This is a genomic window from Nocardiopsis sediminis (genome assembly GCF_042650565.1).
Taxonomy (GTDB): Bacteria; Actinomycetota; Actinomycetes; order Streptosporangiales; family Streptosporangiaceae; genus Nocardiopsis_B; species Nocardiopsis_B sediminis.
Genome location: NZ_JBHSBH010000012.1, coordinates 239324 through 262014 on the forward strand (window position 1 = coordinate 239324; position 22691 = coordinate 262014).

Sequence of the window (22691 nt, forward strand, 5' to 3'; positions counted from 1 at the left end):
TTCTGTGCGATATTTCCGCTGAGGTGACAGGCACGTTTCCGGAGCATCGTCGCCGAACGTAGCCTGGGATTTGCACAGAGTATCGAGGAAGGACAATGGTGTCGGAGCGGAATTCGGCGTATCTCCGGGCGGTGCTCGGTTCCATCCCGCCCTACAAGCCGGGGCGCAGCGTCGCCGGGCCCGGCGGGCGGGCGGTCAAGCTCTCCTCCAATGAGAGCCCCTACGGCCCGCTGCCGTCGGTGCTCGACGCGGTCGCCGCGGCCGCCACCGAGCTGAACCGGTACCCCGACTCCGGCGCCGCCGAGCTCACCGACGCGATCGCCGGGCGGTTCGGCGTCCCCGCCGACCACGTCGCCGTGGGCGCGGGATCGGTGGGCATCCTCCAGCAGCTCCTGGAGGCCACAGCGGAGCCCGGTGCCGAGGTCGTCTACGCCTGGCGCTCCTTCGAGGCCTACCCGCTGCTGGCGGAGCTCTCCGGGGCCACCTCGGTCACGGTCCCGCTCACCGACGAGACCCACGACCTCGACGCGCTCGCCGCCGCCATCACCGAACGCACGCGCATGGTCTTCGTGTGCAACCCCAACAACCCAACGGGCACGGCCGTCCGCGAGGCGGAGCTGACCGCGTTCCTCGACCGGGTCCCCGGCCACGTCCTGGTCGTCCTGGACGAGGCCTACCGCGAGTACGTCCGCGACCCCGATGTCCCCGACGGCATCGGCCTCTACCGCGACCGCCCCAACGTCGCCGTGCTGCGGACGTTCTCCAAGGCCTACGGACTGGCCGCGCTGCGGGTCGGGTTCCTCATCGGCCATCCGCCGGTGGCGACCGCGGTGCGCAAGACCATGGTCCCGTTCGCGGTCAACCACATCGCCCAGGCGGCCGCCATCGCGTCGCTGAACGCCGAGGCCGAGCTGCTGGAGCGCGTGGCCGCCACGGTCGCCGAGCGCGGCCGGGTCCGCGACGCCCTGCTGGCCGACGGCTGGGCCGTGCCGCCCACCGAGGCCAACTTCGTCTGGCTGCGGCTGGGGCCCGGCACCCTCGACTTCGCCGCCGCCTGCGAGGCCGCCGGCGTGGCCGTGCGCCCGTTCGCCGGCGAGGGGCTGCGCGTGAGCATCGGCACCCCCGAGGAGAACGACGCCTTCCTGGCCGTCGCGCACGCCTACCCCGAGCGCAACACCGGCTGAAGCCGCCCCGGAACGCCGAAGGCGGGTCAGGGGGGACCCCGACCCGCCGTGCGTTCAGTCCGTGGGGGGACGCTCCGTTGGCCGCCCGTTCACCGGGGGGCCGGCGGGCTACTTCCCCGCCTTGTCCTTGTCGAGCTTCTCGATGATCAGCCGGTAGAGCTGCCGCGGGCGGCCCGGCTGGAGGGTGCGGTTGGGCGGCAGCGGCCAGGCCAGCCCCTCCTCGACGAGGGTGCGCAGCAGCCGGCGCGCGGTACGCGGGGTCACCCCGAGCATGCGCCCGGCGTTCTCCGCGTCGACCACCAGCGGGCCGTCCTCCTCGGCGATCTTCTCCGACAGCCGCATCAGGGTCTCGCGGCCCTTGGTGCGCAGCGGCTCGGGGGACTGGCGCTGCGGCGCCCGCTGCGCCGGCACCAGCGAGCGGCCCTCGCGGTCGACCGCGAAGCTCTGCCGCGTGGCCTGGGCGCGGCTCAGCGCGGCGCGGGCGTGGGTCTCGGCGTCCTGGGTGGTGCGGCCCATGCCGATCCCCACCTCGATCGCGATCCCCAGCTCGGCCTTGATCCGCTCGACGAACGGGGGCTGGCGGAACCCCTCGGTCGCCGTCACGAGCGACCCGCGCGTGGCCGTGATCATGAAGGTGTGGTCGTCGACCGGGTGCGCGGTGGCGTTGATGCGGTGGGCTTCCTGCAACAGCAGCCGGTGCAGGGCGAGCCGCAGCTCGTCGCGCCAGTAGCGCGGTGTGGAGCGCCGGGTGGAGTCGCGCAGGGTGGGGACGTCGACCACCACCACCCCGAGCTGGGCCTCCTCCAGCCGGTGGTGCGCCCCGAGCAGCCCCGCGGTCTGGAGCGCGCTGCGCACCCCCGCGTTGGTCGGGCGCAGCCGCATCACCGGCACCCCGATGGCCTCCAGCCGCTCGGCGACCCCGCGCACACAGGTGATGGCCATGCGGGTCACCTTGCGCCGCCACAGGCCCTCGTGGAAGGAGGTGAGCTGCGCCGTACTGGTCAGCTCCTCGTGCACGTGGATTCCGTCGACGGGAAGGTCGACCTCGGAATAGGCCTCGACGACGTCGGTCCTGCTCAGGACGTCGAGGCTGGCCCGTGTCGGGTCGAATCTCTCATCGAGTGTGGCCCGCAGGAGGGCCTCGTGCAGGCTGGCCCCGCCGAGCGGGACGTAGGTCGCGGGCATCGTCAGGACCCCGGCCTTACGCGCGAACTCGTAGGGGACGGGGCTCGCGAACAGATACGCGTCGATCGCGGACCCCAGGCGCAGCACCTTGTCGGTCGCCTCTTGCTCGTCTCGATAAGCGGCGGCGATGAGTCTGGCGTTGAGCGGCCCTGTGGAGCCGGGGCCCATGAGCATGACCCGTTCGACCACCTCGTGGGGCCCGATGACACCAATAGTCAAATCGCCAGTACGCTGCGCACTCACCTCGGGCTGCTCCCCGCTACCATTCCACGCTCTTCACTATGTGCGCCCACTGGTTCCCGAACCTGTTTTCTGTCACGGCATGATTGCCGAGATCGTACCCATTGTGCGGGGCCAATGAAGATCGTTTCACACAGAACGCCGAAAGCCCGGGTGAGAGGTCTCCCTCCCACCCCGGCCACGACCGGGAAACCGGTGGTTAAGCGCCCACCTCACGGTGGACATCGGCGCCCAAAGCGGCCAGACGCGAAGCGAACTGGGCGTGACCGCGGTCGACCAGGTACCCGGGTGCGACGACGGTCTCGCCCTCGGCCACCAGGCCCGCGAGCACCAGTGCGGCCCCGGTCCGGAGGTCGTGCGCAACGACGTCGGTGCCGCGCAGCGCGGTCTCGGCGGTGCCGTGCACGATGGCCCGGGTCCCGTCGACCTCGATCTTGGCGCCCATCTTGTTGAGCTCGTCGGCCAGCGCGAAGCGGCCGTCGTAGATGGCCTCGTGGAGGTAGCTCTCACCGGTGGCCAGGGTCGCCAGCGCCATCAGGGGCGACTGGAGGTCGGTGGCGAAGCCCGGGTAGGGAGAGGTGACGGCGTTGATCGGGCGCAGCGGGGAGCCCGGGTCGCGGCGTACGTGCAGCACGGCGCCCTGCTGGGCGAACTCCACGCCCATCTGCTCCAGCTTCCAGCGCGCGACGCCCAGGTGCTCCAGGTGCGCCCCGACGAGGCTGACCTCGCCGCCGGTGGCGGCGGCCATCATCGCGAACACGCCGGCGTCGATCCGGTCGCTCATGATGGTGTGCTCGACCGCCGTGAGCTCCTTGACGCCCTCGACCGTGATGAAGCCGGTGCCGCCGCCGGAGATCTTGGCGCCCATGCGGGTGAGGAACTCGATGACGTCGAGGACCTCGGGCTCCAGGGCGGCGTGCTCGATGACGGTGGTGCCGGGGGCCAGCACCGCGGCCATGATCAGGTTCTCGGTGCCGGTGTGCGACGGGGTGTCGAGGTAGAGGTGGCCGCCCTTGAGGTTGCCGGCCTTGACGCTGATGTGGTTGCGCTCTTCGTCCTCGGTCACCTCGGCGCCGAGGCGGGCGAACCCGCGGTAGTGGAAGTCGAGCTTGCGGCTGCCGAGGTTGCAGCCGCCGACGCCCTCGATCCGCGCCTGGCCCATGCGGTGCATGAGCGCGGGCACGAACAGCACCGAGCCGCGGAAGCGGGCGGCGATGTCGGCCGGCAGGACGGCCCGCGCGGGGTCGTCGAGCTGGGAGGCGTCGATCACGACGGTGCGCTCGGTCTCGTGGAACTCGACTTTCGCGCCGATGTGCTCGGCCAGCTCCAGAGCGCGGTGGACGTCCTCGATGATCGGGACGTTCCGCAGCACCGTGCGTCCCTTGGCCGCGAGCAGGGCGGCGCCGATCATCGGCAGGACGGCGTTCTTCGCACCCTGGATGAATACCGTCCCGTTGAGGGGACGGCCGCCACGGACGCGGTAACGAACCTCCTGGCCCATGCTCATGTGCTCCTTCGTGAGGCGGATATAAGGGTCGTGCTCGACAAAACGGTCAGACCGGTCTGCATGTGTTCGGACGCGCACACCGCTTCCGGCGTTCCGCCGGACCGGGGATCGGCCCGATGCCGCTTGCGCGGGTCGGCGTCACCCTCATGGCACTACACGTCGTGTGCCCGCTGATGCCATTGTCATGCGGCCGACGGGGGAGGCGATCGCGCTCAGATGCCACGCTTGACCGACTGATGGGGGGTTGTGTGAACGTCCTTTGTGATTCAGCGAAGGCGGGACCGACCGGCAAAGGACGAATACCACTGTATGTCCTACAGGTTGCGCTCGGGCCCATCGTGGCGGGGATCACCGGCCGCTGGCGGCCGCGGATCCGGCGGCCGGGAACCGCACGGCGAGGCGGCGGCGTTAGGCGGTGGTGAGCCGTGTGTAGACCTCGTCGTAACGCGACCGGGTGCGCTCAACGACCGCCTCGGGCAGCGGCGGGGGCGGGGTGTCGGCCGCGCGGTCCCAGCCCGACTCCGGCGAGGTGAGCCAGTCGCGGATGATCTGCTTGTCGAACGACGGCTGCGGCCGGCCCGGGTTCCACTCCTCCGCCGGCCAGAACCGCGAGGAGTCGGGGGTGAAGACCTCGTCGGCGAGGACCAGCCCGCCGTCGGGGCCGCGGCCGAACTCGAACTTGGTGTCGGCGAGCAGGATCCCCCCGGCCTCGGCCAGCGCGCGGCCGCGCTCGTAGAGGTCGAGGGTGAGGCGGCGCAGCTCCGCGGCGAGCGACTCGCCGTGCCCGGCGGCCACCGTCTCATAGGAGATGTTCTCGTCGTGCTCGCCGACCTGCGCCTTGGCCGCCGGGGTGAAGATCGGCCGGTCGAGCCGGGAGCCGTCGACCAGCCCGGCGGGCAGCGGGATCCCGCACACGGTGCCGGAGTCGCGGTACTCGGCCAGCCCCGAACCGGTGAGGAAGCCGCGCGCCACGCATTCGACCGGCACCATGTCCAGCCTGCGGCAGATGAGGGTGCGCCCGGCCCAGTCGGCGGGCGCACCGGGGGGCGGGGTGTCGGAGAGGACGTGCGCCGGCACGACGTCGGCCAGGCGCTCGAACCACCACAGGGAGAGCTGCGTGAGCAGCCGGCCCTTCCCGGGGATCTCGGTGGGCAGCACCCAGTCGAAGGCCGATACCCGGTCGCTGGCCACCATCACGAGGTCGCCCGACGCCGTTTCGTAGAGGTCGCGGACCTTCCCGGTGTGCAGGTGGGTCAGGCCCGGGACGTCAGCGGGCACGGGCGTGTCGACGAAGCCGCTCATGGACTCTCTTTCGCGCGATCAGGACGAGGGGCGCCGGCCGGGCCGTGCGGGGCCGGCGGCGCCCTCAGTACGGCCGGTAGGGGCCCGGTGGCGGGCCCTGCGGTGGCGGGCCCCCGTAAGGGGCTCGCTGCGGCTGGGGCGGGCCGTAGGGGTGCTGCGGCCCGGCGGGCGGGTGGCCGTGGCCGGGAGACGGGTACCCGCCCTGCTGCTGCGGCGGCGGGGGCGGTGGGGGAGCGGGGTGGCCGTGAGGGGCGGGCGGCGGCCCGCCGGGCGCGGCGCCGATCTCGGCACGCGCCTCGGCGGGGAGCGGGAAGTGGCTGCGGACGTTGGTGTTGACGCTGTCCATGGCGAGCGCGCCGACGAACTGCTGGCCCAGCCAGCACACCACGTTGCCGGTGCCGAGATCGACCAGGACCGGCCGCAGCGTGGTCCCCCACCCGACCTGGGTCTGCTGCCCGGCGAACGCCTGGGCCTCGGGGTCGGAGCGGTTGGCGATGACGGCGGCGATGGTGCTCGCGGCGCTCACCCAGCCGACCCCGCCGCCGGCCATGCGCTTGGCGTAGGCGTCGGCGTGCCGGCAGAAGTCGCGCACCATCGCCCCGGTGGCGACGTCGGCCTGGATGACCACGATGTAGATGGTCATCGGCGTCAGGACGACGTTCTCCGAGCGGACTCCGACCAGGGCCCTGCCGGGACCGACCGGCTGATCCTCCATCACCCGCGCCCGGGTGGAGTGGAGGCGACGGCGCACCACATCGGTGTACTGGTCGGTTCTCACGGAAGGACTCCCTTCGCCGGGGGTGTCAGCTGAGCTTCTCCAGGCGGGTGAACACCCGGTCGAGCCGCTGCACGAAGCGCTCCGGCCGGCAGATCTCGTCGAGCCGGGCCTCGTTCAGCCCGACACCCCGCTCCGCGGCCTCGTCGCGCAGCGTCTCGCGGAACGGCGTGCCGGTCTCCCAGGTGCGCATGGCCGCGGTCTGCACGAGAGCATAGACGTCCTCACGGGAGGCCCCGGTTTCAATGAGTTCCGACACCACGGTGGAGGAGTAGATGAGGCCGTGGGTGGAGTCGAGGTTGGTGCGCATCCGCTCGGTGTCGACCACCAGGCCGGACACCAGCCGGGTGGTGAGGTTGAGCAGGTAGTCGGTCGCGATGGCGGCGTCGGGCAGCGAGATCCGCTCGGTGGAGGAGTGCGAGATGTCGCGCTCGTGCCACAGCGGGATGCCCTCCATCACCGGCACGATCTGCGCCCGCACGTTGCGCGCCATGCCGCAGATGCGCTCCGACATGATCGGGTTCTTCTTGTGGGGCATGGCGCTGGAGCCCTTCTGCCCCTTGCCGAACGGCTCCCACAGCTCGCGGACCTCGGTGCGCTGGCCGTGCCGCACCTCCAGGGCGATGGCCTCGCAGACGGTCGCGATGATCGCCAGGGACGACACCCACTCCGAGATGCCGTCGCGCAGCACCACCTGGGTGGAGACGTCGGCGGCCTTGAGCCCGAGCGCGTCGGCGACGTGCGCCTCCACAGCGGGGTCGATGTTGGAGTAGGTGCCCACGGGGCCCGAGATCGCCATGACGCCGACGGCCTCGCGCGCGCGGCGCAGCCGGTCGCGGGAGCGGGCCATGCCGAACGCGAAGTCGGCGACGCGGTGGCCCCACACATCGGGCTCGCCGTGGATGCCGTGCGTGCGTCCGACCCGAAGCGTGTCGCGGTGGCGCAGCGCGTGGTCGCGCAGCTCGGCGACGAGGGTGTCGGCCTTGGCCAGCAGGATGTCGGTGGCCTCGACGAGCTGCGCCGCCAGGGCGGTGTCGAGCAGGTCGGAGGAGGTCATGCCGAAGTGCACCCAGGCGGCGGCCTCACGCGGCTCGGTGTTGTCGGCCCAGGCGGTGAGGAACGCGATGACGTCGTGCTGGGTCACCGCCTCGATCTCGGCCACCCGCTCCGGGGTGGGCGGCGGTGCGCTGCGCACCGGTTCCACGGAGTCAGCGGGGACGGTGCCCGCGTCGGCGTGGGCTTCCAGCACCAGGGTCTCGACCTGGCACCAGAGCTCGTATTTGTGGGCATCGCTGAAGACGCGGCCCATGTCCGGGAGGGTGTAGCGCTCGATCACCCCCCCATTTTCGCAGGTGCCGGGGGTCCGTCCGCACCCGGAGGGTGCGGGGGCGGCGCTGGAGGCTGAATCGGTGCGCGGTCGTGCCGGCGATGGCGGGGACCTCGGTGGTACGGCCGCCGCGGTCGCCTCGCTCAATCGACCGCCAACCGTGGCGGGGGCAGCCGGAACACGTAGCGGTCGGTGTAGGACACTACGTCCTCGCCGCCCTTGTACAGCTGTTCGATGAACGCTTCCCAGCGCTGCACGACCTCGGGATCGGTGAACCGGACTGCGCTGTCGAGAAGTCCCTCTTCTGTGTAGACGACCTCATACAGGGTCCGCCCGCCGAGCACGACGACTTCGGGAAGCGGCCGTTCGCCTTCCAAAGGATGAATCACCTCATCGCGAACGACCCGGGTCGGACGGCCGCATTCGGCCTGCAACCGGAGGCCGTGAAGCTCCCATTGCAGATAAGGCGTGAGCGGTTCCGCGACGACGCGTACCCGGTGGAACGGGTTGCCGCGGGACATCTCCCCGCGAATGGCGTCCGCCAGCCCTTCGCGCATGCCTTCCAGAAGACGGAGGGACTCGTCCCAGTCGCCCCGGTCCAAGGCATCCCAGCTCTCGTTGTCGAGCTCCCGAAAGTGTTGAAGACGCTCGAACTTCCACGACGCGCGGCCCGTGACCTCGCTGTCGCGTCGATCGAAGTCGGCGTCGTAGACGTCGAGCGGAAGGCGTTCCCCCACCGAGTGATCGAGGTCGAGAACGTGGGGATCGTTCATGGTCGATACATCCGTTTCCTTGTTCATCAGTTGCGCCGTGAAGCATCGAAGCATTCGACGTGTTCAGCACATAACTGATTCGCCCTTGCTCGAAGGCGATGTGATGAGAACGGATTTCGGCGTCCTGAACCAACTGAAGATGTCGATCGGACGGCATCCTCAAGTGGCGTCAGGCGGGTGCCCCGGGCCCGTGGCCCTCGGCCGGGGTCGACGCCCGTCGGCGGGCTCTGTACGCCGCGGCCTTGACCCGGTTGCCGCACTCGTCCATCCCGCACCAGGTGCGGCGGGCGCCGCGTGAGCGGTCGAGGTAGATGCGTGTGCAGCCGGTGCGGCAGCACTCTTTGAGGCAGGCGTCGGGATCGGCGAGTACGGCGATCCCGCTTCGGGCGATGTGCGAGAGCACGGCGGGGAGGTCGCCCGTCATGTGCTGTCCTGCGTCGCTGAGTACGACCGTGGGCACCGGTTCGGCCGCCATGCCGTTGACGATTTCCAGGCTGGCCGGATCGAAGGGCCGATCGAGCACGCGATCGAGGGCGAGCCGGTAGAGCGCTTCGCGCAGTGACAGCGCGGACTCGAACGTCGCCGCGTCGGCGGTGACACGGTCGGGGAGCCCGTCGCATTCGGCCACCCACCGCTCAAGGTCCGCGGGTGCGGCCAGGAGGTCGATGGACTCGTCCCGACGCGACCCGACGGTGCCGGCCAGATCGAGGGCAGGATCGCCGCTCACGAACGCGAATTTCACGTCACCATCTTGACCGGTGACGAAGGTGATTGGCAAGATCGTCACTGGTTGAACAGGTGATGATGGTGTGAGCAGGAGGACGTGTGACGAAGATCCGCGACATCGAGGCCGTCGTCTTTGACGTCCTCGGAACACTGGTCGACGAGCCCAGCGGGCTTCGAGCGGCGATCCGCGACGCGCTGCCCGGGGCCGATGACGCGTCTGCGGACGAGTTGCTCGCCCTGTGGCAGCGGCACGTCGAGCACGAGCAGCAGCGCATCGCTCAAGGACACCGCGCCTACGCCAACACCGAGATCATCGACGCGGAGGCCGCTCAACGCGTGGCCGACCGTGCTGGCCTCGCCGATCCGGCGGCCATCGCCCGGCTGGCCACAGCGGGCCAGCGCCTGCCCGCCTGGGGCGACTCCGTCGCCGGCCTCGAACGGCTCGCGCAGCACTTCCCCGTGCTCGGGCTTTCCAACGCGAGCCGTACCGCTCTGCTGCGGCTCAACGCCCACGCCGGGCTGCGCTGGCACCAGGCCGTGTCCGCTGAATCCGCAACGGCCTACAAGCCGGCGCCGGAGGTCTACCGGCTGGCCATCGACGCCGCCGGATGCCCGCCGGACCGCGTGCTCATGGTGGCGGCCCACGCCTGGGACCTCCGCGGAGCCCAGGCGGTGGGCATGCGCACCGCTTACGTCGAGCGACCGGTCGGCGACCCGCCGACGACTTCCGATGTCTTCGACGGCCGATTCGACGGGCTGGAGGAACTGGCTGTGGCGCTGACGGTGAGGTAGCTGGAATACGTAACGCGATCGCGTCCCGAAGGTCGCCGCGTCTCTATTCCAGGAGGCGCAGCGATAACGCCGCCCTTGTGGATCGTCAGTGGCCGATGCTGCCGTTCTTGACGGCGTCGATGAACGCCGACCACTCGGGGGAGGGGAAGGTGAGGGTGGCGAGGTGCCGGTGCTTCGTGTCTCGGATGGCGGAGCCGGCCGTCATGCGCGCCACTTCGACGCAGTCGCCCTGCGAGCCGCTGTAGGAACTCTTCCGCCAAGCGATGGGGGGACACCGGAACCAGCCTTTCTGCTACTTGTCGATGTCCCTCATCATGCCGGCGATGAAATGGGCCGACTTGGCGCGTCGTAGACGTGTCACCAGTTCTACGCGGTCGGCGGGAATCACACAGGTCGTGACCTCGACCGGGACCTTGGTGTGTGCAGAGGTGCCTACGCGCGCTACCTCCAAGGCAGGCATCGAGTCCGGCATTTCGAGCAACTTCGCCTCTTCGGACGTGGGCATGCGGACGCGCATGTACTCGACCCAGGAGATGGGGCCGTGGCCCACTTCCTCCAGCCGGTCTATGTAGCCTCCCGGGCCGGTTTGGGCGTCGGCCACCTTCGGCGCGTCGGCAACAGCGTCGGGGTGGATCCAGGTGTCCACGAGCTGGAATGGCGGCTCACCGGTGGGGCTGGTCACCCTGCGGCGACGCAGTACGGGGGATTCGGGGTCTACTCCGAGCAGGACGGCGGGCCGCTCGGGGATGGGTACCGTGTCCCGGCGCGGGCGTCCGTGGACCTGCCAAGGCTCGTCGGGGGCGCTCGCGGCGGGGAAGACGTACCCTTTCGCCGGATCCCTGGTGACCAGAGAGCCGCGCTCGACGCGGCGCCTGCTCCCTCGCTCTCGGACGGTGATCCCGCGCTTCTTCGCCACACTGATCAGGCCATCCGCCTTCAGCACCGCCAGCGCTTCGCGGATCACCCCAGATCCGACGCCGTACTTCCTGGTCAGGTCGTCATACGTCGGCAGGGTGGTGCCAGGGGCGTACGTGCCCTGCTCGATCGCTTGTCGCAACTCGTTTGCGATCTCCCGGTACCTGGCTGTCATGCCAGCACCCTATATCTACCGGAACTGATGGCGGGAGTCCGAATTTTCTTCCGCATGTCTTCCGGTAGTGATTGACTGATGAATACCGGTAGTGTTTAGATGCTCACAGAGTGATGATCTCGCGACAGGCGGAAGTTTCAGGCGGGCCGTCCGACTTGTCTCAGCGTTGCCTTTGGAGGGATTTCATGGCTGTTCAGCGACAGGATCAGGACCGCTCGTCGCCTGGAGGGCAGGGCTGGGAGCGGTTCGGGGCGCGGGTGCGGGTCGCTCGGGAGAACCTGGGGCGGTCGCTCGACGAGGTGGCCGAAGCCGCCGTCGTTTCGTCGCACATGCTTGCGGCGATCGAGGCAGGCGAGGAAGCGCCCGGGCGGCGGGTGGTGGAGTGCCTGGACCGGGACTTCTCCGCCTGTGGGGTTCTGCTGGATGCGTGGGCGCGGGTGTTCATCTCCGCTCGGCTGGCCGACGGTATGCCCGTCGACAGGCTCGAAGGCGATGCCGCGCAGGTCCGGATCTACGATCCGTTCGCCGTTCCCGAACCCTTCCGTACACCGGAGTACGCAGCGGCGCTCGACCGCTCCGCATCACCCATGCGCCGCGCCCCCGCCGATGACCGCGGGGTGCGGCGGCTGCTGCGGGCCGACCATGCGCCGCCCTATTTCCGGGTCGTTCTCGATGAGGCCGCCCTCCACCGCCCCGTTGGCACCCCCGAGATCACGCGCGAGCAGTTGCGCCGCCTGCGTTCTCTCATCGACAAGGACCACATCGCCCTGCACGTCCTCCCCGCCGCCGGCCCCGGCCACCCCTGCCCCCGCGGCGGGTTCCGGCTGCTGACCTTCAGCCCCCACCACGCGCTCGCCTTCAACCCCCACGCCTTCGGCCCCGGCCAGCTCATCACCGACGCCGACCGCGTCCACGGCTACACCGACCTCTTCTCCGCCCTCCTCGCCGAGGCCCTGCCCGAGCACGCCTCCGCCGCGCTCCTCGCAGACGCCATCGGCCGCGAGACGCCCCGCGCGATCACCGCCGGGCCGCCCGGCGACCCGCTCATTGCCACCACCTCCGCCGCCGACCCCGCCGCGCTCGCTCGTCCCTGACTCTCCTCTGACTTTTCTTCCGACCGCCGAAGGAGTGGGATTCATGACCCGCGTGCCCGAAACCCCCGCCCCCGCCCTCGCGCCCGTGCGATGGGAGCCTCGCGCCTACCCCGGCGACCTCGCCCAGTCCGCCCGCGTACGCGCGGACCTCATCGCGGACCTCGACGGCTTCGGCCTCGATCTCATCGATGACGTGACCCTGTGCGCCGCCGAGCTTTTCGCCAACGCCGCCCGGCACACCGCCTCCGGCGAGCCTGGCGGAGATGTCCTGCGGTTCCTCGGCCTGCCCACTCCGGACACGTTGCGGCTCACCGTTGTCGACAGTGGTGGCGGCCGCTCCTCGCCCGCCATCCCCTTCCAGCGCTCCGCCGGCGAATGGGCCACCGCCGAAGGCCAGCGCGGTCTGCTGCTCGTCGATGCACTGTCCACAGCCTGGGGACGATACTCCGTCGTTCCCGGTGCCGATCTCGGCATCGGGGTGTGGGTCCAGTTCCCTGGCCTGAGGGCGTCGGCCGGGTCATCTCGATTTTCGTGCGCGACGGTGCCGTTTCGGCGTAGGGTCACGCCATGATTACCGTCCGTCCGCATCCACGTCGGTATCCGTACCGCGCGCGGCACGCCAAACCCCTCAATGGGTGGGTCGAGCGCGTGACCGCCGCGCTCGCGCGGGTGCTCGCGGCTCTCCTGTGTCCCCCGGAGCGCGCGCGGCGTCCCTTCCGGGCTGCGACCTACGACAGCGGCCGCAGCATCGCCGAGGCCGCGCTTCGCGCCGCCCTCTACCGGCCGAAGGCCACCGGCCCCCTGCGCGGAGTCGTCCGCCGGCTGTGGCAGCGTCCGCGCGTGAGCGCGGTCTTCGACTACCCGGGCGAGCCCATCGGCTGCTGGCATGTCCGCCACGACTCCGCGCAGCCCGCGCTCGTCCGCCCCTATCTGGGCCTGGTGGTCCATCGGTGCTGAGTAGTCGCTGACGCTGTTGCGCGCCGGAAACCGGATCAGCCGGCGGCGCGGGCGAGATCCCACACGCGGATCCCGCCGCCCTGCACCCGGGTGACGGCGACCGTGACGCCGCCCAGCTCGGTGACCGTCTCCAGGTGGCCGGGGAGCGGGTCACCGAGCTGCTCGCCTCGGCCCACGTCCCACACCCGGCTAGTGCCGTCGTTGCTGCCCGTGACGACGATGGCGCGGCCGGCGATCCGCGCCGTCCCGATCGAAGAGATGCGGTCGGTGTGACCGGTCAGCGGCGCCCGGAGCGGCTCCCCGCTGTCGAGGTCCCACAGGTGGAGGACGTTGCCATCGCCCCCGGCCGCCACCACCGTCCGGCCGTCGACCTCCACGGCCGTGAGGGCCCGGGCGACCGGCGTGATGCCGGTCAGGGACGGTCCCACCTGTTCGCCGCTGACCAGGTCCCAGACCTGCACGAAATCGTCGTGCCCGCCGGTGACCGCGACGGGGCGGCCGGCGATGAGGGCGGCCCCCATGTCCCCGTTGTAGCTCGCCTCAAGGGCCGCCACGCGTTCACCTCGGGTCAGGTTCCAGGCCCTCAGCTCGCCTTCCTCGGAGCTGCTGACCGCGAGCAGCCCCAGATCGGTCGGCACCGTGGTGAGCGACGTGACGCCGAGGCCGTGGCCGGTCAGCGTCTTTCCGATCTTCCGGCCGGTGTGCAGGTCCCAGACGCGGACCGCTCCGCCCATGATCTCCGGATCAGGGCCGGAGAGGTCGAAGCGCCCGCCCCCGGTGATGACCACAGGCCGCCTTCCGAGGTGCGCCACCGCTACATGGGAGGCGATCTCGTAGGCGTCCACGCGACACCTGGGCCGCACGATGTCCGGGTCGCCGTCCTCGCTCTCGTCCCATACGCCGAGTTCGTAGTACCACTCGTCCTCGGGGCCGGCGGCGTCGAGCTCCAGCGGACGTTGTTCACACGCTCCGCCCAGCAGGTCGCAGACCCACAGCGTCGCATCCGCGTCGACGCCGATCGTGACTGGAACGCCGTCGACCTCGGCGACGGGCGCGGTGCCCTGCCGGGCGTGTGTGTGGCCGGTGTAGCGCGTCATCAGGCGGTCGTCGATCATGCGCGGATCCTAGCCACCCCTCACGACGGCCGCGTTGGTCGAAGCGATGCGGCTCGGCCGCGCCCGGCATGGCCGGATGCGGCCGGATGCGGCCGGGGCCTGCCCCTCACCTCCCATTGAGCCTACTTTGAGTAGTACTACGTTTCGTAGTACTACTCGGGTAGGGAGATGTGGCCATGCGCGTTCTCATCGTGGGCGCCGGGATCGCAGGGCTCGCGGCGGCCAGAGGGTTGCTCGGCGCCGGGCACACCGTGACCGTGCTCGAACGGGCGACCGCCCTGCGCGACGGCGGCTGCGCGATCATCCTGTGGAGCAACGGCATGACGGTTCTCGGTGATCTCGGCGTGCGGGTCGACGGTCTGGGCCGGCGCATCGACGCCTTGGACGTCCGCAGCGCCCGGGGGCGTCCGGTGATGGTGCTGGACATCGGACGGCTGGAGACCCGGTTCGGCGCTCCGACGGCGGTGATCCCGCGCCGGTCGCTGATCGCCCGGCTCGCCGAAGGGCTGCCCGAGGGGACCGTCCGGTTCGGCGCCCGGTTCGCCCGCCTGCACGACGACGGCCGCTCCGTCCGGGTTGCGACCGACGACGGCACCGAGTACTCAGGCGACCTGCTCATCGGTGCCGACGGTGCGCACTCCGGGGTGCGCGCGGCGCTGTTCGGCCCCGGCTCCGGATCCCGTGGGGGCAGTGGAGCACCGCCGACCGGCACGGCCACGTGGCAGGGCCTCATCCCGGCGCCCTTCGATCTGGGCTCCCGCTGCCTGCTGTTCCTCGGGCGCACCAGCCAGGTCGGGCTGAACCCCGCCGGCGACGGCCTCGTGCAGTGGCTGATCGACGTCCCATGGGGGCCGAACGACGGATTCGACCGCCCGGACCACGCGCTCGCCGCCCTTCGTGCTCGTTATGGAGGCTGGGCCCCACCCGTCCGCGAGCTGCTGTCGGCGCTGTCGGAGACGGACCTCGACGTCTTCCCGCACCACCGGCACCGACCCCCGTTCCAGTGGGGGCGCGGCCGGTGCGTCCTGATCGGCGACGCGGTGCATACGATGCCGCCCATGCTGGCGCAGGGCGCCGGTCAGGCCCTGGAGGACGTATCGGCGCTGTTGCGCGGCCTCGCCGACGCGGATCACGCGTCCATCTCCGGTGCCGCAGCAGGTCAGGGCGCCGGTCCGGACCCGGCCGTGGCGCTGCGCTCCTACGCGAGAAGCCGGCGGCGCCAGGCCGCCCTGGCCTCCTCGGTCGCCACCCGGAGCCTGGCGACCTCCGGGCCCCGGACCGCGTTCCAGAGTGAAGCCGGGCTACGCGCGGGCTCGGTCATGCCCGGCCGCCTGGCGACCGCATCGTTCGGCCTGCTGATGCGGGGGGTCAGCGGCCGGCTCTGAGCCAGCGGGCTGCGGGCGGCGGGCGCGCCGGTCGCGGCTGCGAACGTCGTCCCCGCCCCCGCGCCTCCGCGGGCGGCCGTCAGCCCGCGTCCGACTGGTCCTCAGCGGCCTTCTCGGCGATGTCCGACCGGTGGAAGGAGCCGCGGAGTTCGATCTTGCCCGCCGCCGTATAGGCCCGCTCGCGGGCCTGCGCCAGGGTGTCGCCGGTGCCGACGACGTTCAGCACGCGGCCGCCGCTGGAGACGATGTCGCGCGCCCCGCTCCAGGCCGTGCCGGCCTGGAGGACATAGGCGCCGTCGACCGCGCCCGCCCGGTCCAGCCCGGTGATCAGGTCGCCCTTGAGCGGCGTGCCCGGGTAGTTCGCGGCGGCCACGACCACGGTGACGGCCGCGCCCGGCCGCCAGTCGAGCGCGCCGATGCCGCCGAGCCCCCCGGTGTCGGCGGCCTGGAGCAGCGCCCCGACGGGCGTGGCCAGCCGGTCCAGGACCACCTGCGCCTCGGGGTCGCCGAAGCGCGCGTTGAACTCCACCACGCGCGGCCCGTTGGAGGTGAGGGCCAGCCCGACGTACAGCAGCCCCTGGTAGTGCATGTCGCGGCGGGCCATCTCGGCGATCGTGGGCCGCACGACCGACGCCATGACGTCGTCGACCAGCCCGGGCGGCGCCCACGGCAGCGGGGTGTAGGCGCCCATGCCCCCGGTGTTGGGCCCTTCGTCGCCGTCGAAGGCGCGCTTGAAGTCCTGGGCCGGCAGCAGCGGCACGGCGTGCGAGCCGTCGCTGAGCACGAACAGCGACACTTCGGGCCCGTCGAGGTACTCCTCGATCACCACCCGCCCGCATTCGCGCGCGTGCAGCTCCGCCGCCGCGCGGTCGGACGTGACGACGACGCCCTTGCCCGCCGCCAGGCCGTCGTTCTTGACGACATAGGGCGGCCCGAACAGGTCCAGCGCCTCGGTGACCTGCCCCGGCGACCGGCACACGCGGGCGCGCGCGGTGGGCACCCCCGCGGCCTCCATGACCTCCTTGGCGAACGCCTTGGAGCCCTCCAGGCGCGCGGCGTCGCGGTCGGGGCCGAAGACCGGGATGCCTCGCTCGCGCAGCGCGTCGGCGACCCCGGCGACCAGCGGCGCCTCGGGCCCGATCACCACCAGCTCGGCGCGGATGCGCGCCGCGAGCTCGGTGACGGCGAGGCCGTCGGTCACGTTGATGACGTGGTTGTCGGCGAGTTCCGATGTGCCCGGGTTGCCCGGGGCGCAGTGGAGGTCGGTCACCCCCGGGTCGAGGGACAGGGCGCGGACAAGGGCGTGCTCGCGGCCACCGCCGCCGAGGACAAGGGCTTTCACTTCGCGGACCCTTTGTGTGTTGTGGGGAGGTCAGGGCGGATGGGAGAGGGCGGTCAGACCAGGGAGCGGAGTTCCAGGGTCTGGTCGCGCCCGGGGCCGACGCCGATCGCGGAAATGGGCGCCCCGGCCATCTCCTCCAGGGTACGCACGTAGGTCTGTGCGTTCTTGGGAAGCTCGTCGAAAGATCGCGCGTGCGAGATGTCCTCGTGCCAGCCGTCGAGGTACTCATAGACCGGCACCGCGTGGTGGAAGTCGGTCTGGGTCATGGGGATCTCGTCGTGGCGCGTACCGCCGGCGTCGTAGCCCACGCAGACGGGGATGCGGTCGAGCCCCGAGAGCACGTCGAGCTTGGTCAGGAAGAAGTCGGTGATCCCGTTGACCCGGGTGGCGTAGCGGGCGATGGGGGCGTCGAACCAGCCGCAGCGGCGGTTGCGCCCGGTGGTCACGCCGTACTCGCCGCCCTGGCGGCGCAGCCACTCGCCCTGCTCGTCGTGCAGCTCGGTCGGGAACGGGCCCGACCCCACGCGCGTGGTGTAGGCCTTGAGGATCCCCACGACCTTGGTGATCCGGGTGGGCCCGATGCCCGCTCCGGCGCACGCCCCGCCCGATGTGGGCGAGGAGGAGGTGACGAACGGGTAGGTGCCGTGGTCGATGTCCAGGAGGGTGCCCTGCGAGCCCTCGAGGTAGACGGTCTTGCCGTCGTCGAGCGCCTTGTTCAGGATCAGCGAGGTGTCGGCCACGAAGGGCCGCAGCTGCTCGGCGTAGCCCAGGTACTCCTCGTAGATCTGCTCCAGCTCCAGCGCGCGCCGGTTGTAGACCTTGGTGAGGATCTGGTTCTTGTCGTGCAGCGCCAGCTCGATCTTCTGGCGCAGGATCTTGGGGTCGAACATGTCCTGGACGCGCACGCCCGCGCGGGAGATCTTGTCGGCGTAGGTGGGGCCGATGCCGCGCCCGGTGGTGCCGATGCGGCCCTTGCCGAGGAAGCGCTCGCTGACCTTGTCGAGGGCCCGGTGGTAGGGCATGATCAGGTGCGCGTTGGCCGAGATCAGCAGGTTCCCGGTGTCGACACCGCGCTCGTTGAGGCCGCGCAGCTCCTCGAACAGCACCCCCGGGTCGATGACCACGCCGTTGGCGATGACCGGCACGACGTCGGGCGAGAGGATGCCCGAGGGCAGCAGGTGCAGCGCGTACTTCTGCTCGCCGATGACCACCGTGTGGCCGGCGTTGTTGCCGCCCTGGTAGCGCACCACGTAGTCCACGCGGTTGCCGACGAGGTCCGTGGCCTTGCCCTTGCCCTCGTCGCCCCACTGGGCCCCAACGAGCGTGATCGCCGGCATCCGCGTCTACCTCTTCATTCGTGCTCGTCCACCGTGGCCGTCCCGCGCGGATGAGTCCGCACATGGAACAAGCCCCTGGCGCAAGACAGCGACAGGGGCCCTTGCGTGTTGAGCGTACACGACGTCCACGGGCGGGTTAAGGGAGGAATGCCCGGTGGGCGGCGCGGGTCCGGCGTGCCGGTGCGGGGCCGCGGGATCGTGCGCGCGGCCCCGGCGGCTCAGCCCTCGAGCGCGTCGGCCGCGGCGGCGCTGCTGTCGCGCAGGAACGTGGCGCAACGCTCGGCCTCGTCGGTCTCGCCGATGGCCCCGGCGGCGGTGGCCAGCATGTGCAGCGCGCGCAGGAACCCGCGGTTGGGCTCGTGCTCCCACGGGATGGGCCCGTGGCCCTTCCATCCGGAGCGGCGGAGCTGGTCGAGCCCGCGGTGGTAGCCGGTGCGGGCGTAGGCGTAGGCGGCGACCGGGTCGCCGGCGGCGAAGGCGCGCTCGGCGAGGCCGGCCCACGCGGCGGAGTAGGCGGGGAAGCGCGCCGCGACCTCGGCGGGGTCGGTGCCGGCGGCGAGGGCCTCGTTCGCCTCGGGCAGGTCGGTCAGGCGGGTCGCGGGCGGCTCGCCCAGCAGGTTCTGGTGCAGGTCCATGACCCCATCCTGCCAGCGCCCCCGCACGGGCGGGAATGGCGGCGGAATGCGTGCCCGGCCACCCGCGTCCGCCCAAGGAGGTGGGCGGCCGGGCACGCGGAGGCCCCCGGTCCGGCTGAACCGGGGGCCGGCCGATGAGCGGGCCTACTTCATCTTCTGGCCCGCGGACTTCAGGTGCTGGGCGGCCTCGGACACGCGCGCGGCCATGCCGGCCTCGCCGGCCTTGCCGTAGGAGCGCGGGTCGTAGGCCTTCTTGTCGCCGACGTCGCCGTCGATCTTGAGCACGCCGTCGTAGTTCTTCAGGACGTGGTCGACGATCGGCCGGGTGAAGGCGTACTGGGTGTCGGTGTCGATGTTCATCTTCACGACGCCGTACTCGATCGCCTCGTGGATCTCCTCCGTGGTCGAGCCGGAGCCGCCGTGGAAGACGAAGTCGAACGGGCTGCTCTTACCGTACTGGGCGCTGACGGCGTCCTGTGCGTCCTTGAGGACGGAGGGGCGCAGCTTCACGTGTCCCGGCTTGTAGACGCCGTGCACGTTGCCGAAAGTGAGCGCGGTCATGTAGTAGCCCTTGTCGCCGAGCCCGAGGACCTCGGCGGTGCGCAGCGCGTCGCCCGGGGTGGTGTAGAGCTTCTCGTTGATCTCGCCGACGATGCCGTCCTCCTCGCCGCCGACCACGCCGACCTCGATCTCCAGGATCGTGCGGGCCGCCTTCGACGACGCGAGCAGCTCCTCGGCGATCTGGAGGTTCTCCTCCAGCTCGACGGCGGAGCCGTCCCACATGTGCGACTGGAACAGCGGCTGCTGCCCCTTGGCGACGCGCTCCTTGGAGATCTCCAGGAGGGGGCGCACGAAGCCGTCGAGCTTGTTCTTGGGGCAGTGGTCGGTGTGCAGGGCGATGTTGACCGGGTACTTGTCGGCGACGATGCGCGCGTACTCGGCGAACGCGACGGAGCCGGTGACCATGTCCTTGACCGTCGCGCCCGACAGGAACTCCGCACCGCCGGTCGAGACCTGGACGATGCCGTCGCTCTCGGCCTCCGCGAAGCCGCGCAGGGCGGCGTGGAGGGTCTGGCTGGAGGTCACGTTGATGGCGGGGTAGGCGAAGCCCTGCGACTTCGCGCGGCCCAGCATCTCCGTGTAGACCTCTGGGGTGGCGATGGGCATGGTGATGTTCTCCCTGGATTGGCCGTGGAGTCGGTGAACGGGTCGTCCCGCCGGTCCCCGCGGGACGTCTCCCTCACTGGATACCCTCTCGGGTCGTGGGACCAAGTATCGCGAAGTCCGGAGCGGCGCGAAAGGTCTAGACCAAATCGCGGGGTCCGCCCCATGTGCCCGATCCGCCTGCTCCGCACCGGAACACGGCCGGCCGGGCATCGGCGTGCGACCGAGATGGGGGAATTGCGTCGTATGGTGCTCGTGTCCGGATCGATGGGATCACGGGTGATTCGGAGGGAATCGCCGATCTCGGCCGCGAACGCTGTCGATTGGCCTGAAGGACCGTGAAATTCCGGTTGATTCGTGTCTGTGACCGCTTCAACATCGATTGTCGCGGGTGATACACGCTACATTCAGCTCCGTGGGACGACATCGCAATGATCCGCGGGGCGTTGGTCAGGTTCTGGCCATCGTCGGTGCGGTCGTGCTGCTCATCACCCTCGTGGCTCTGGGCGGGTACTTCCTGTACCGCTCGCTCCCGGGGAACAGCGCCGCCGCGGTGCCTAGTGATGTGGGCACGTCCGCCGATGCCCAGTCCGAATCCACCCAGATGGAGACCCTCTACATCAAGGTCATCGGCGACTCCAGCGACGTGCTCGTGCGCGTCCCCGGCGGGGACGTCGTCACCGACACCACCATGCAGCAAGGCCAGTTCGTGAGCTTCGACCACCCCCGGCTGGACGTCACCATAGGGGACCCCGAGGCCGTCGAGGTCTACGTCAACGGCGAGTACCAGGACGTCACGGGCAAGGCCGCGGGCTACAGCTTCACAGCGAACGCCCCGCAGGCCTGACCCGCGCCGGTGCGCCGGCACCGGCCCCGCGGCGCGGCCCGCCCCCGGGCCGGGCCGTCGCGGGACGTGCCCGCCCCCGCGGCCGCGCGGCACCCCGCCCGTTGCGGCGGGGCGCTCCGGCGACCCCGGATCCGCTGCGACTTAGACCGCGAGGTCCGACAGCTCGAACGCCGCGCGATAGTCGAACCCCTCGGCCTCGACCGCGGCGCGCGCCCCCCGGTCGACGATGACCGCCACCCCCACGACCTCGGCGCCCGCCTCGCGCAGCGCCTCGACCGCGGTCAGCACCGAACCGCCGGTCGTCGAGGTGTCCTCGACCGCCAGCACCCGCCGCCCCGCAACATCGGGGCCCTCGATCCGCCGCTGGAGACCGTGCGCCTTGCCCGCCTTGCGCACCACGAACGCGTCGAGCCGCCGCCCGCGCGCACCGGCCGCGTGCAGCATCGCGGCCGCCACCGGGTCGGCGCCCAGGGTCAGCCCGCCCACGGCGTCGTAGTCCAGCCCGGCGGTGGCGTCGAGCATCACCCGCCCGATCAGCGGGGCGCTCTCGCCGTCCAGGGTGACCCGGCGCAGATCCACGTAGTAGTCGGCCTCCCGGCCCGATGACAGGGTGACCCTGCCGTGCACCACGGCTTTATCGTTGATGTGTCGAAGGAGATCCTCGCGGTCGCTCATGGACCCAGAGCCTAGAACGTGCGGATCACCACCCTGAGCAGCGGAAGGGCGGATATGGCAGACCCCGGCGGCCCCGCGGCGCGCGTCCGCGTCGAGACCACCACCGACGGCCGCGCAGCGGCCGAGGCCATCGCCCGCTCGGTCGTCGATCGCCGCCTCGCCGCGTGCGCCCAGGTCAGCGGCCCCATCACCAGCTTCTACCGGTGGGAGGGCGCCGTCCAGGCCGACGAGGAGTGGACCGTCGTCATGAAGACCGCGGGCGACCGCCTCGCCGACCTCGTCGCGCACGTCCGTGACCTGCACTCCTACGATGTGCCGGAGATCATCGCCGTGCCCGTCGTGGGTGGCGATCCCGACTACCTGGCCTGGCTGGCCGACGAGACTCGGCCCGCGGGGTGAGCACCTCCCTCGTCCTGCTGCACAGCCCGCTGTCCACGGCCGCCCAGTGGGGCGGCCTGCCCGGCGAATTGCGTGCGCTCGGGGCGCACGTCACGGTCCCCGAGATCACCGACGACGACCGGCCGCCCTACGCCGCCCGCTACATCGCCCGCGCCAGCCTGGAGATCGCCGCGAACGCCCCCGGCGGCCCGCTGCTGCTCGCGGCGGCGGGCGCGGCCGGCCCCCTGCTGCCCGGGATCGGCGCCGCGCAGCGGGCCGCCCGCCGCCCGATCGCGGGCTACCTGCTGATCGACGCCCTCCTCCCGCAGCCCGGCACCGTGACCCGCGAGGACCTGCACGCCGCCCAGGCCGCCCCGGCGGGGCCCGCCGGACGGATCCCCGAACACGGGACCGGCGCCCCTCCCCGCCGCCGTCCCCCGGACTTCTCCACCGAGCCCCTCCCGTCGGTGGCCGACTGGCCCGACGCGCCGTGCGGCTACCTGGCGACCTGCGACTCCGGTACCCGCGGCGCCCACCTCGCCTCGCTGCGCGGCTGGCCGGCGGGGCACGCCCCCGGCGCCACCGGCACCGCCCTGGCCCGCGCCCTGCTGGACCTCGCCGCCCGTCTGTAGCCCGCCCGCAGCACCCTCCCGTGAGACCGCCGCCATCGCGCACATCACCTGATCCGGTGATGTGACGAGGCGCGCCCGCCTCCCCTTGCGGACGCGCCTCTCGGGGGGAGCCGCTCAGCGGCACCTCCCGGGTCGCCGTCCGGCGCCGGCGGCCGCCCGTGGATCGGGCCAGAAGACCGCCGGTTCGCCGGTACGCGACCCCCTCGCCGGAGCCCGGCAGGGCTCCGGC

General features: G+C 71.5%; 24 protein-coding genes. 9 read left to right on the forward strand and 15 right to left on the reverse strand.

The window, feature by feature from the left end:
• Window positions 1-95: 95 nt before the first annotated feature.
• Window positions 96-1184, forward strand: coding sequence for a histidinol-phosphate transaminase (gene hisC / locus ACFOVU_RS19170; RefSeq protein ID WP_378535557.1), 1089 nt, complete (start codon window positions 96-98; stop codon window positions 1182-1184).
• 108 nt (window positions 1185-1292) lie between these two features.
• On the opposite strand, the gene ACFOVU_RS19175 is transcribed toward hisC, so the two are convergent.
• From ACFOVU_RS19175 to ACFOVU_RS19205, 7 genes are all read right to left on the reverse strand, one after another.
• On the reverse strand, window positions 1293-2558 hold the full coding sequence (locus ACFOVU_RS19175; protein ID WP_378535910.1) for a transcriptional regulator: 1266 nt from the start codon (window positions 2556-2558) through the stop codon (window positions 1293-1295).
• A 250-nt stretch (window positions 2559-2808) separates the two neighbouring features.
• Window positions 2809-4116, reverse strand: coding sequence for a UDP-N-acetylglucosamine 1-carboxyvinyltransferase (murA, locus tag ACFOVU_RS19180; RefSeq protein ID WP_378535559.1), 1308 nt, complete (start codon window positions 4114-4116; stop codon window positions 2809-2811).
• A gap of 408 nt (window positions 4117-4524) precedes the next feature.
• Window positions 4525-5418, reverse strand: coding sequence for a phosphoribosylaminoimidazolesuccinocarboxamide synthase (locus ACFOVU_RS19185; protein WP_378535561.1), 894 nt, complete (start codon window positions 5416-5418; stop codon window positions 4525-4527).
• Between the two features lie 64 nt (window positions 5419-5482).
• Complete coding sequence (locus tag ACFOVU_RS19190; protein ID WP_378535563.1) at window positions 5483-6196, reverse strand: hypothetical protein; 714 nt, start codon at window positions 6194-6196, stop codon at window positions 5483-5485.
• A 25-nt stretch (window positions 6197-6221) separates the two neighbouring features.
• Window positions 6222-7529: an adenylosuccinate lyase gene (gene purB / locus ACFOVU_RS19195; protein WP_378535565.1), complete on the reverse strand. Its 1308-nt coding sequence runs from the start codon at window positions 7527-7529 to the stop codon at window positions 6222-6224.
• Between the two features lie 134 nt (window positions 7530-7663).
• Window positions 7664-8320, reverse strand: coding sequence for a DUF6879 family protein (locus ACFOVU_RS19200; protein WP_378535567.1), 657 nt, complete (start codon window positions 8318-8320; stop codon window positions 7664-7666).
• A gap of 142 nt (window positions 8321-8462) precedes the next feature.
• Entirely contained in the window at window positions 8463-9020 is a 558-nt protein-coding gene (locus ACFOVU_RS19205; RefSeq protein WP_378535569.1) for a CGNR zinc finger domain-containing protein, read from the reverse strand.
• 98 nt (window positions 9021-9118) lie between these two features.
• On the opposite strand from ACFOVU_RS19205, the gene ACFOVU_RS19210 reads away from it, so the two are divergent.
• Complete coding sequence (locus ACFOVU_RS19210) at window positions 9119-9811, forward strand: haloacid dehalogenase type II (RefSeq protein ID WP_378535571.1); 693 nt, start codon at window positions 9119-9121, stop codon at window positions 9809-9811.
• Between the two features lie 85 nt (window positions 9812-9896).
• Here the strand turns inward: ACFOVU_RS19210 and ACFOVU_RS19215 are convergent, their stop codons facing one another.
• Together ACFOVU_RS19215 and ACFOVU_RS19220 are read right to left on the reverse strand one after the other, a co-directional pair.
• Entirely contained in the window at window positions 9897-10076 is a 180-nt protein-coding gene (locus ACFOVU_RS19215; RefSeq protein WP_378535912.1) for a DUF397 domain-containing protein, read from the reverse strand.
• A 27-nt stretch (window positions 10077-10103) separates the two neighbouring features.
• Window positions 10104-10901 carry a GntR family transcriptional regulator gene (locus tag ACFOVU_RS19220; protein ID WP_378535573.1) on the reverse strand — a complete coding sequence of 266 codons (798 nt, stop codon included), beginning with the start codon at window positions 10899-10901 and terminating at the stop codon, window positions 10104-10106.
• A gap of 185 nt (window positions 10902-11086) precedes the next feature.
• Here ACFOVU_RS19220 and ACFOVU_RS19225 point away from each other — a divergent pair, with 185 nt between their 5' ends.
• The 3 genes from ACFOVU_RS19225 to ACFOVU_RS19235 all read left to right on the forward strand — a co-directional run bounded on the left by ACFOVU_RS19225 (window position 11087) and on the right by ACFOVU_RS19235 (window position 12952).
• On the forward strand, window positions 11087-11995 hold the full coding sequence (locus tag ACFOVU_RS19225; RefSeq protein WP_378535575.1) for a Scr1 family TA system antitoxin-like transcriptional regulator: 909 nt from the start codon (window positions 11087-11089) through the stop codon (window positions 11993-11995).
• A gap of 43 nt (window positions 11996-12038) precedes the next feature.
• Window positions 12039-12566, forward strand: coding sequence for an ATP-binding protein (locus ACFOVU_RS19230; RefSeq protein WP_378535577.1), 528 nt, complete (start codon window positions 12039-12041; stop codon window positions 12564-12566).
• Between the two features lie 77 nt (window positions 12567-12643).
• Complete coding sequence (locus tag ACFOVU_RS19235) at window positions 12644-12952, forward strand: hypothetical protein (protein WP_378535579.1); 309 nt, start codon at window positions 12644-12646, stop codon at window positions 12950-12952.
• A 35-nt stretch (window positions 12953-12987) separates the two neighbouring features.
• On the opposite strand, the gene ACFOVU_RS19240 is transcribed toward ACFOVU_RS19235, so the two are convergent.
• Window positions 12988-14067: a WD40 repeat domain-containing protein gene (locus ACFOVU_RS19240; protein ID WP_378535581.1), complete on the reverse strand. Its 1080-nt coding sequence runs from the start codon at window positions 14065-14067 to the stop codon at window positions 12988-12990.
• Between the two features lie 176 nt (window positions 14068-14243).
• On the opposite strand from ACFOVU_RS19240, the gene ACFOVU_RS19245 reads away from it, so the two are divergent.
• Window positions 14244-15452 (forward strand): FAD-dependent monooxygenase, encoded by a 1209-nt coding sequence (locus ACFOVU_RS19245; RefSeq protein ID WP_378535583.1) that lies wholly within the window; start codon window positions 14244-14246, stop codon window positions 15450-15452.
• A 79-nt stretch (window positions 15453-15531) separates the two neighbouring features.
• On the opposite strand, the gene purD is transcribed toward ACFOVU_RS19245, so the two are convergent.
• The 4 genes from purD to fbaA all read right to left on the reverse strand — a co-directional run bounded on the left by purD (window position 15532) and on the right by fbaA (window position 19933).
• Window positions 15532-16794 (reverse strand): phosphoribosylamine--glycine ligase, encoded by a 1263-nt coding sequence (gene purD, locus ACFOVU_RS19250; RefSeq protein ID WP_378535585.1) that lies wholly within the window; start codon window positions 16792-16794, stop codon window positions 15532-15534.
• 53 nt (window positions 16795-16847) lie between these two features.
• Window positions 16848-18131, reverse strand: a complete 1284-nt coding sequence (locus tag ACFOVU_RS19255; RefSeq protein WP_378535587.1) for an adenylosuccinate synthase — start codon at window positions 18129-18131, stop codon at window positions 16848-16850.
• A 218-nt stretch (window positions 18132-18349) separates the two neighbouring features.
• Window positions 18350-18766 (reverse strand): DUF3151 domain-containing protein, encoded by a 417-nt coding sequence (locus ACFOVU_RS19260; RefSeq protein ID WP_378535589.1) that lies wholly within the window; start codon window positions 18764-18766, stop codon window positions 18350-18352.
• 144 nt (window positions 18767-18910) lie between these two features.
• Window positions 18911-19933 (reverse strand): class II fructose-bisphosphate aldolase, encoded by a 1023-nt coding sequence (fbaA, locus tag ACFOVU_RS19265; protein ID WP_378535591.1) that lies wholly within the window; start codon window positions 19931-19933, stop codon window positions 18911-18913.
• Window positions 19934-20387: 454 nt separating this feature from the next.
• On the opposite strand from fbaA, the gene ACFOVU_RS19270 reads away from it, so the two are divergent.
• A complete protein-coding gene (locus tag ACFOVU_RS19270; RefSeq protein ID WP_378535914.1) occupies window positions 20388-20777 on the forward strand; it encodes a RodZ domain-containing protein in 390 nt (129 codons plus the stop codon).
• Window positions 20778-20918: 141 nt separating this feature from the next.
• On the opposite strand, the gene pyrE is transcribed toward ACFOVU_RS19270, so the two are convergent.
• Window positions 20919-21452, reverse strand: a complete 534-nt coding sequence (gene pyrE, locus ACFOVU_RS19275; protein ID WP_378535593.1) for an orotate phosphoribosyltransferase — start codon at window positions 21450-21452, stop codon at window positions 20919-20921.
• Between the two features lie 54 nt (window positions 21453-21506).
• On the opposite strand from pyrE, the gene cutA reads away from it, so the two are divergent.
• Window positions 21507-21851, forward strand: a complete 345-nt coding sequence (gene cutA, locus ACFOVU_RS19280; protein WP_378535595.1) for a divalent-cation tolerance protein CutA — start codon at window positions 21507-21509, stop codon at window positions 21849-21851.
• Complete coding sequence (locus ACFOVU_RS19285) at window positions 21848-22462, forward strand: hypothetical protein (protein ID WP_378535597.1); 615 nt, start codon at window positions 21848-21850, stop codon at window positions 22460-22462. The genes cutA and ACFOVU_RS19285 overlap by 4 nt, the downstream gene beginning before the upstream one ends.
• The last annotated feature ends 229 nt before the right edge of the window (window positions 22463-22691 follow it).

What these genes read in the sequence shown, in the direction of transcription:
- ACFOVU_RS19245 (WP_378535583.1), top strand. Translation starts at nt 14,244, where the DNA reads ATGCGCGTTCTCATCGTGGGCGCCGGGATCGCAGGGCTCGCGGCGGCC.
- cutA (WP_378535595.1), top strand. Translation starts at nt 21,507, where the DNA reads ATGGCAGACCCCGGCGGCCCCGCGGCGCGCGTCCGCGTCGAGACCACC.
- ACFOVU_RS19260 (WP_378535589.1), bottom strand. Translation starts at nt 18,766, where the DNA reads ATGGACCTGCACCAGAACCTGCTGGGCGAGCCGCCCGCGACCCGCCTG.
- ACFOVU_RS19185 (WP_378535561.1), bottom strand. Translation starts at nt 5,418, where the DNA reads ATGAGCGGCTTCGTCGACACGCCCGTGCCCGCTGACGTCCCGGGCCTG.
- ACFOVU_RS19230 (WP_378535577.1), top strand. Translation starts at nt 12,039, where the DNA reads ATGACCCGCGTGCCCGAAACCCCCGCCCCCGCCCTCGCGCCCGTGCGA.
- ACFOVU_RS19240 (WP_378535581.1), bottom strand. Translation starts at nt 14,067, where the DNA reads ATGATCGACGACCGCCTGATGACGCGCTACACCGGCCACACACACGCC.
- fbaA (WP_378535591.1), bottom strand. Translation starts at nt 19,933, where the DNA reads ATGCCCATCGCCACCCCAGAGGTCTACACGGAGATGCTGGGCCGCGCG.
- ACFOVU_RS19225 (WP_378535575.1), top strand. Translation starts at nt 11,087, where the DNA reads ATGGCTGTTCAGCGACAGGATCAGGACCGCTCGTCGCCTGGAGGGCAG.
- ACFOVU_RS19220 (WP_378535573.1), bottom strand. Translation starts at nt 10,901, where the DNA reads ATGACAGCCAGGTACCGGGAGATCGCAAACGAGTTGCGACAAGCGATC.
- ACFOVU_RS19200 (WP_378535567.1), bottom strand. Translation starts at nt 8,320, where the DNA reads ATGAACAAGGAAACGGATGTATCGACCATGAACGATCCCCACGTTCTC.
- pyrE (WP_378535593.1), bottom strand. Translation starts at nt 21,452, where the DNA reads ATGAGCGACCGCGAGGATCTCCTTCGACACATCAACGATAAAGCCGTG.
- murA (WP_378535559.1), bottom strand. Translation starts at nt 4,116, where the DNA reads ATGAGCATGGGCCAGGAGGTTCGTTACCGCGTCCGTGGCGGCCGTCCC.
- hisC (WP_378535557.1), top strand. Translation starts at nt 96, where the DNA reads ATGGTGTCGGAGCGGAATTCGGCGTATCTCCGGGCGGTGCTCGGTTCC.
- ACFOVU_RS19255 (WP_378535587.1), bottom strand. Translation starts at nt 18,131, where the DNA reads ATGCCGGCGATCACGCTCGTTGGGGCCCAGTGGGGCGACGAGGGCAAG.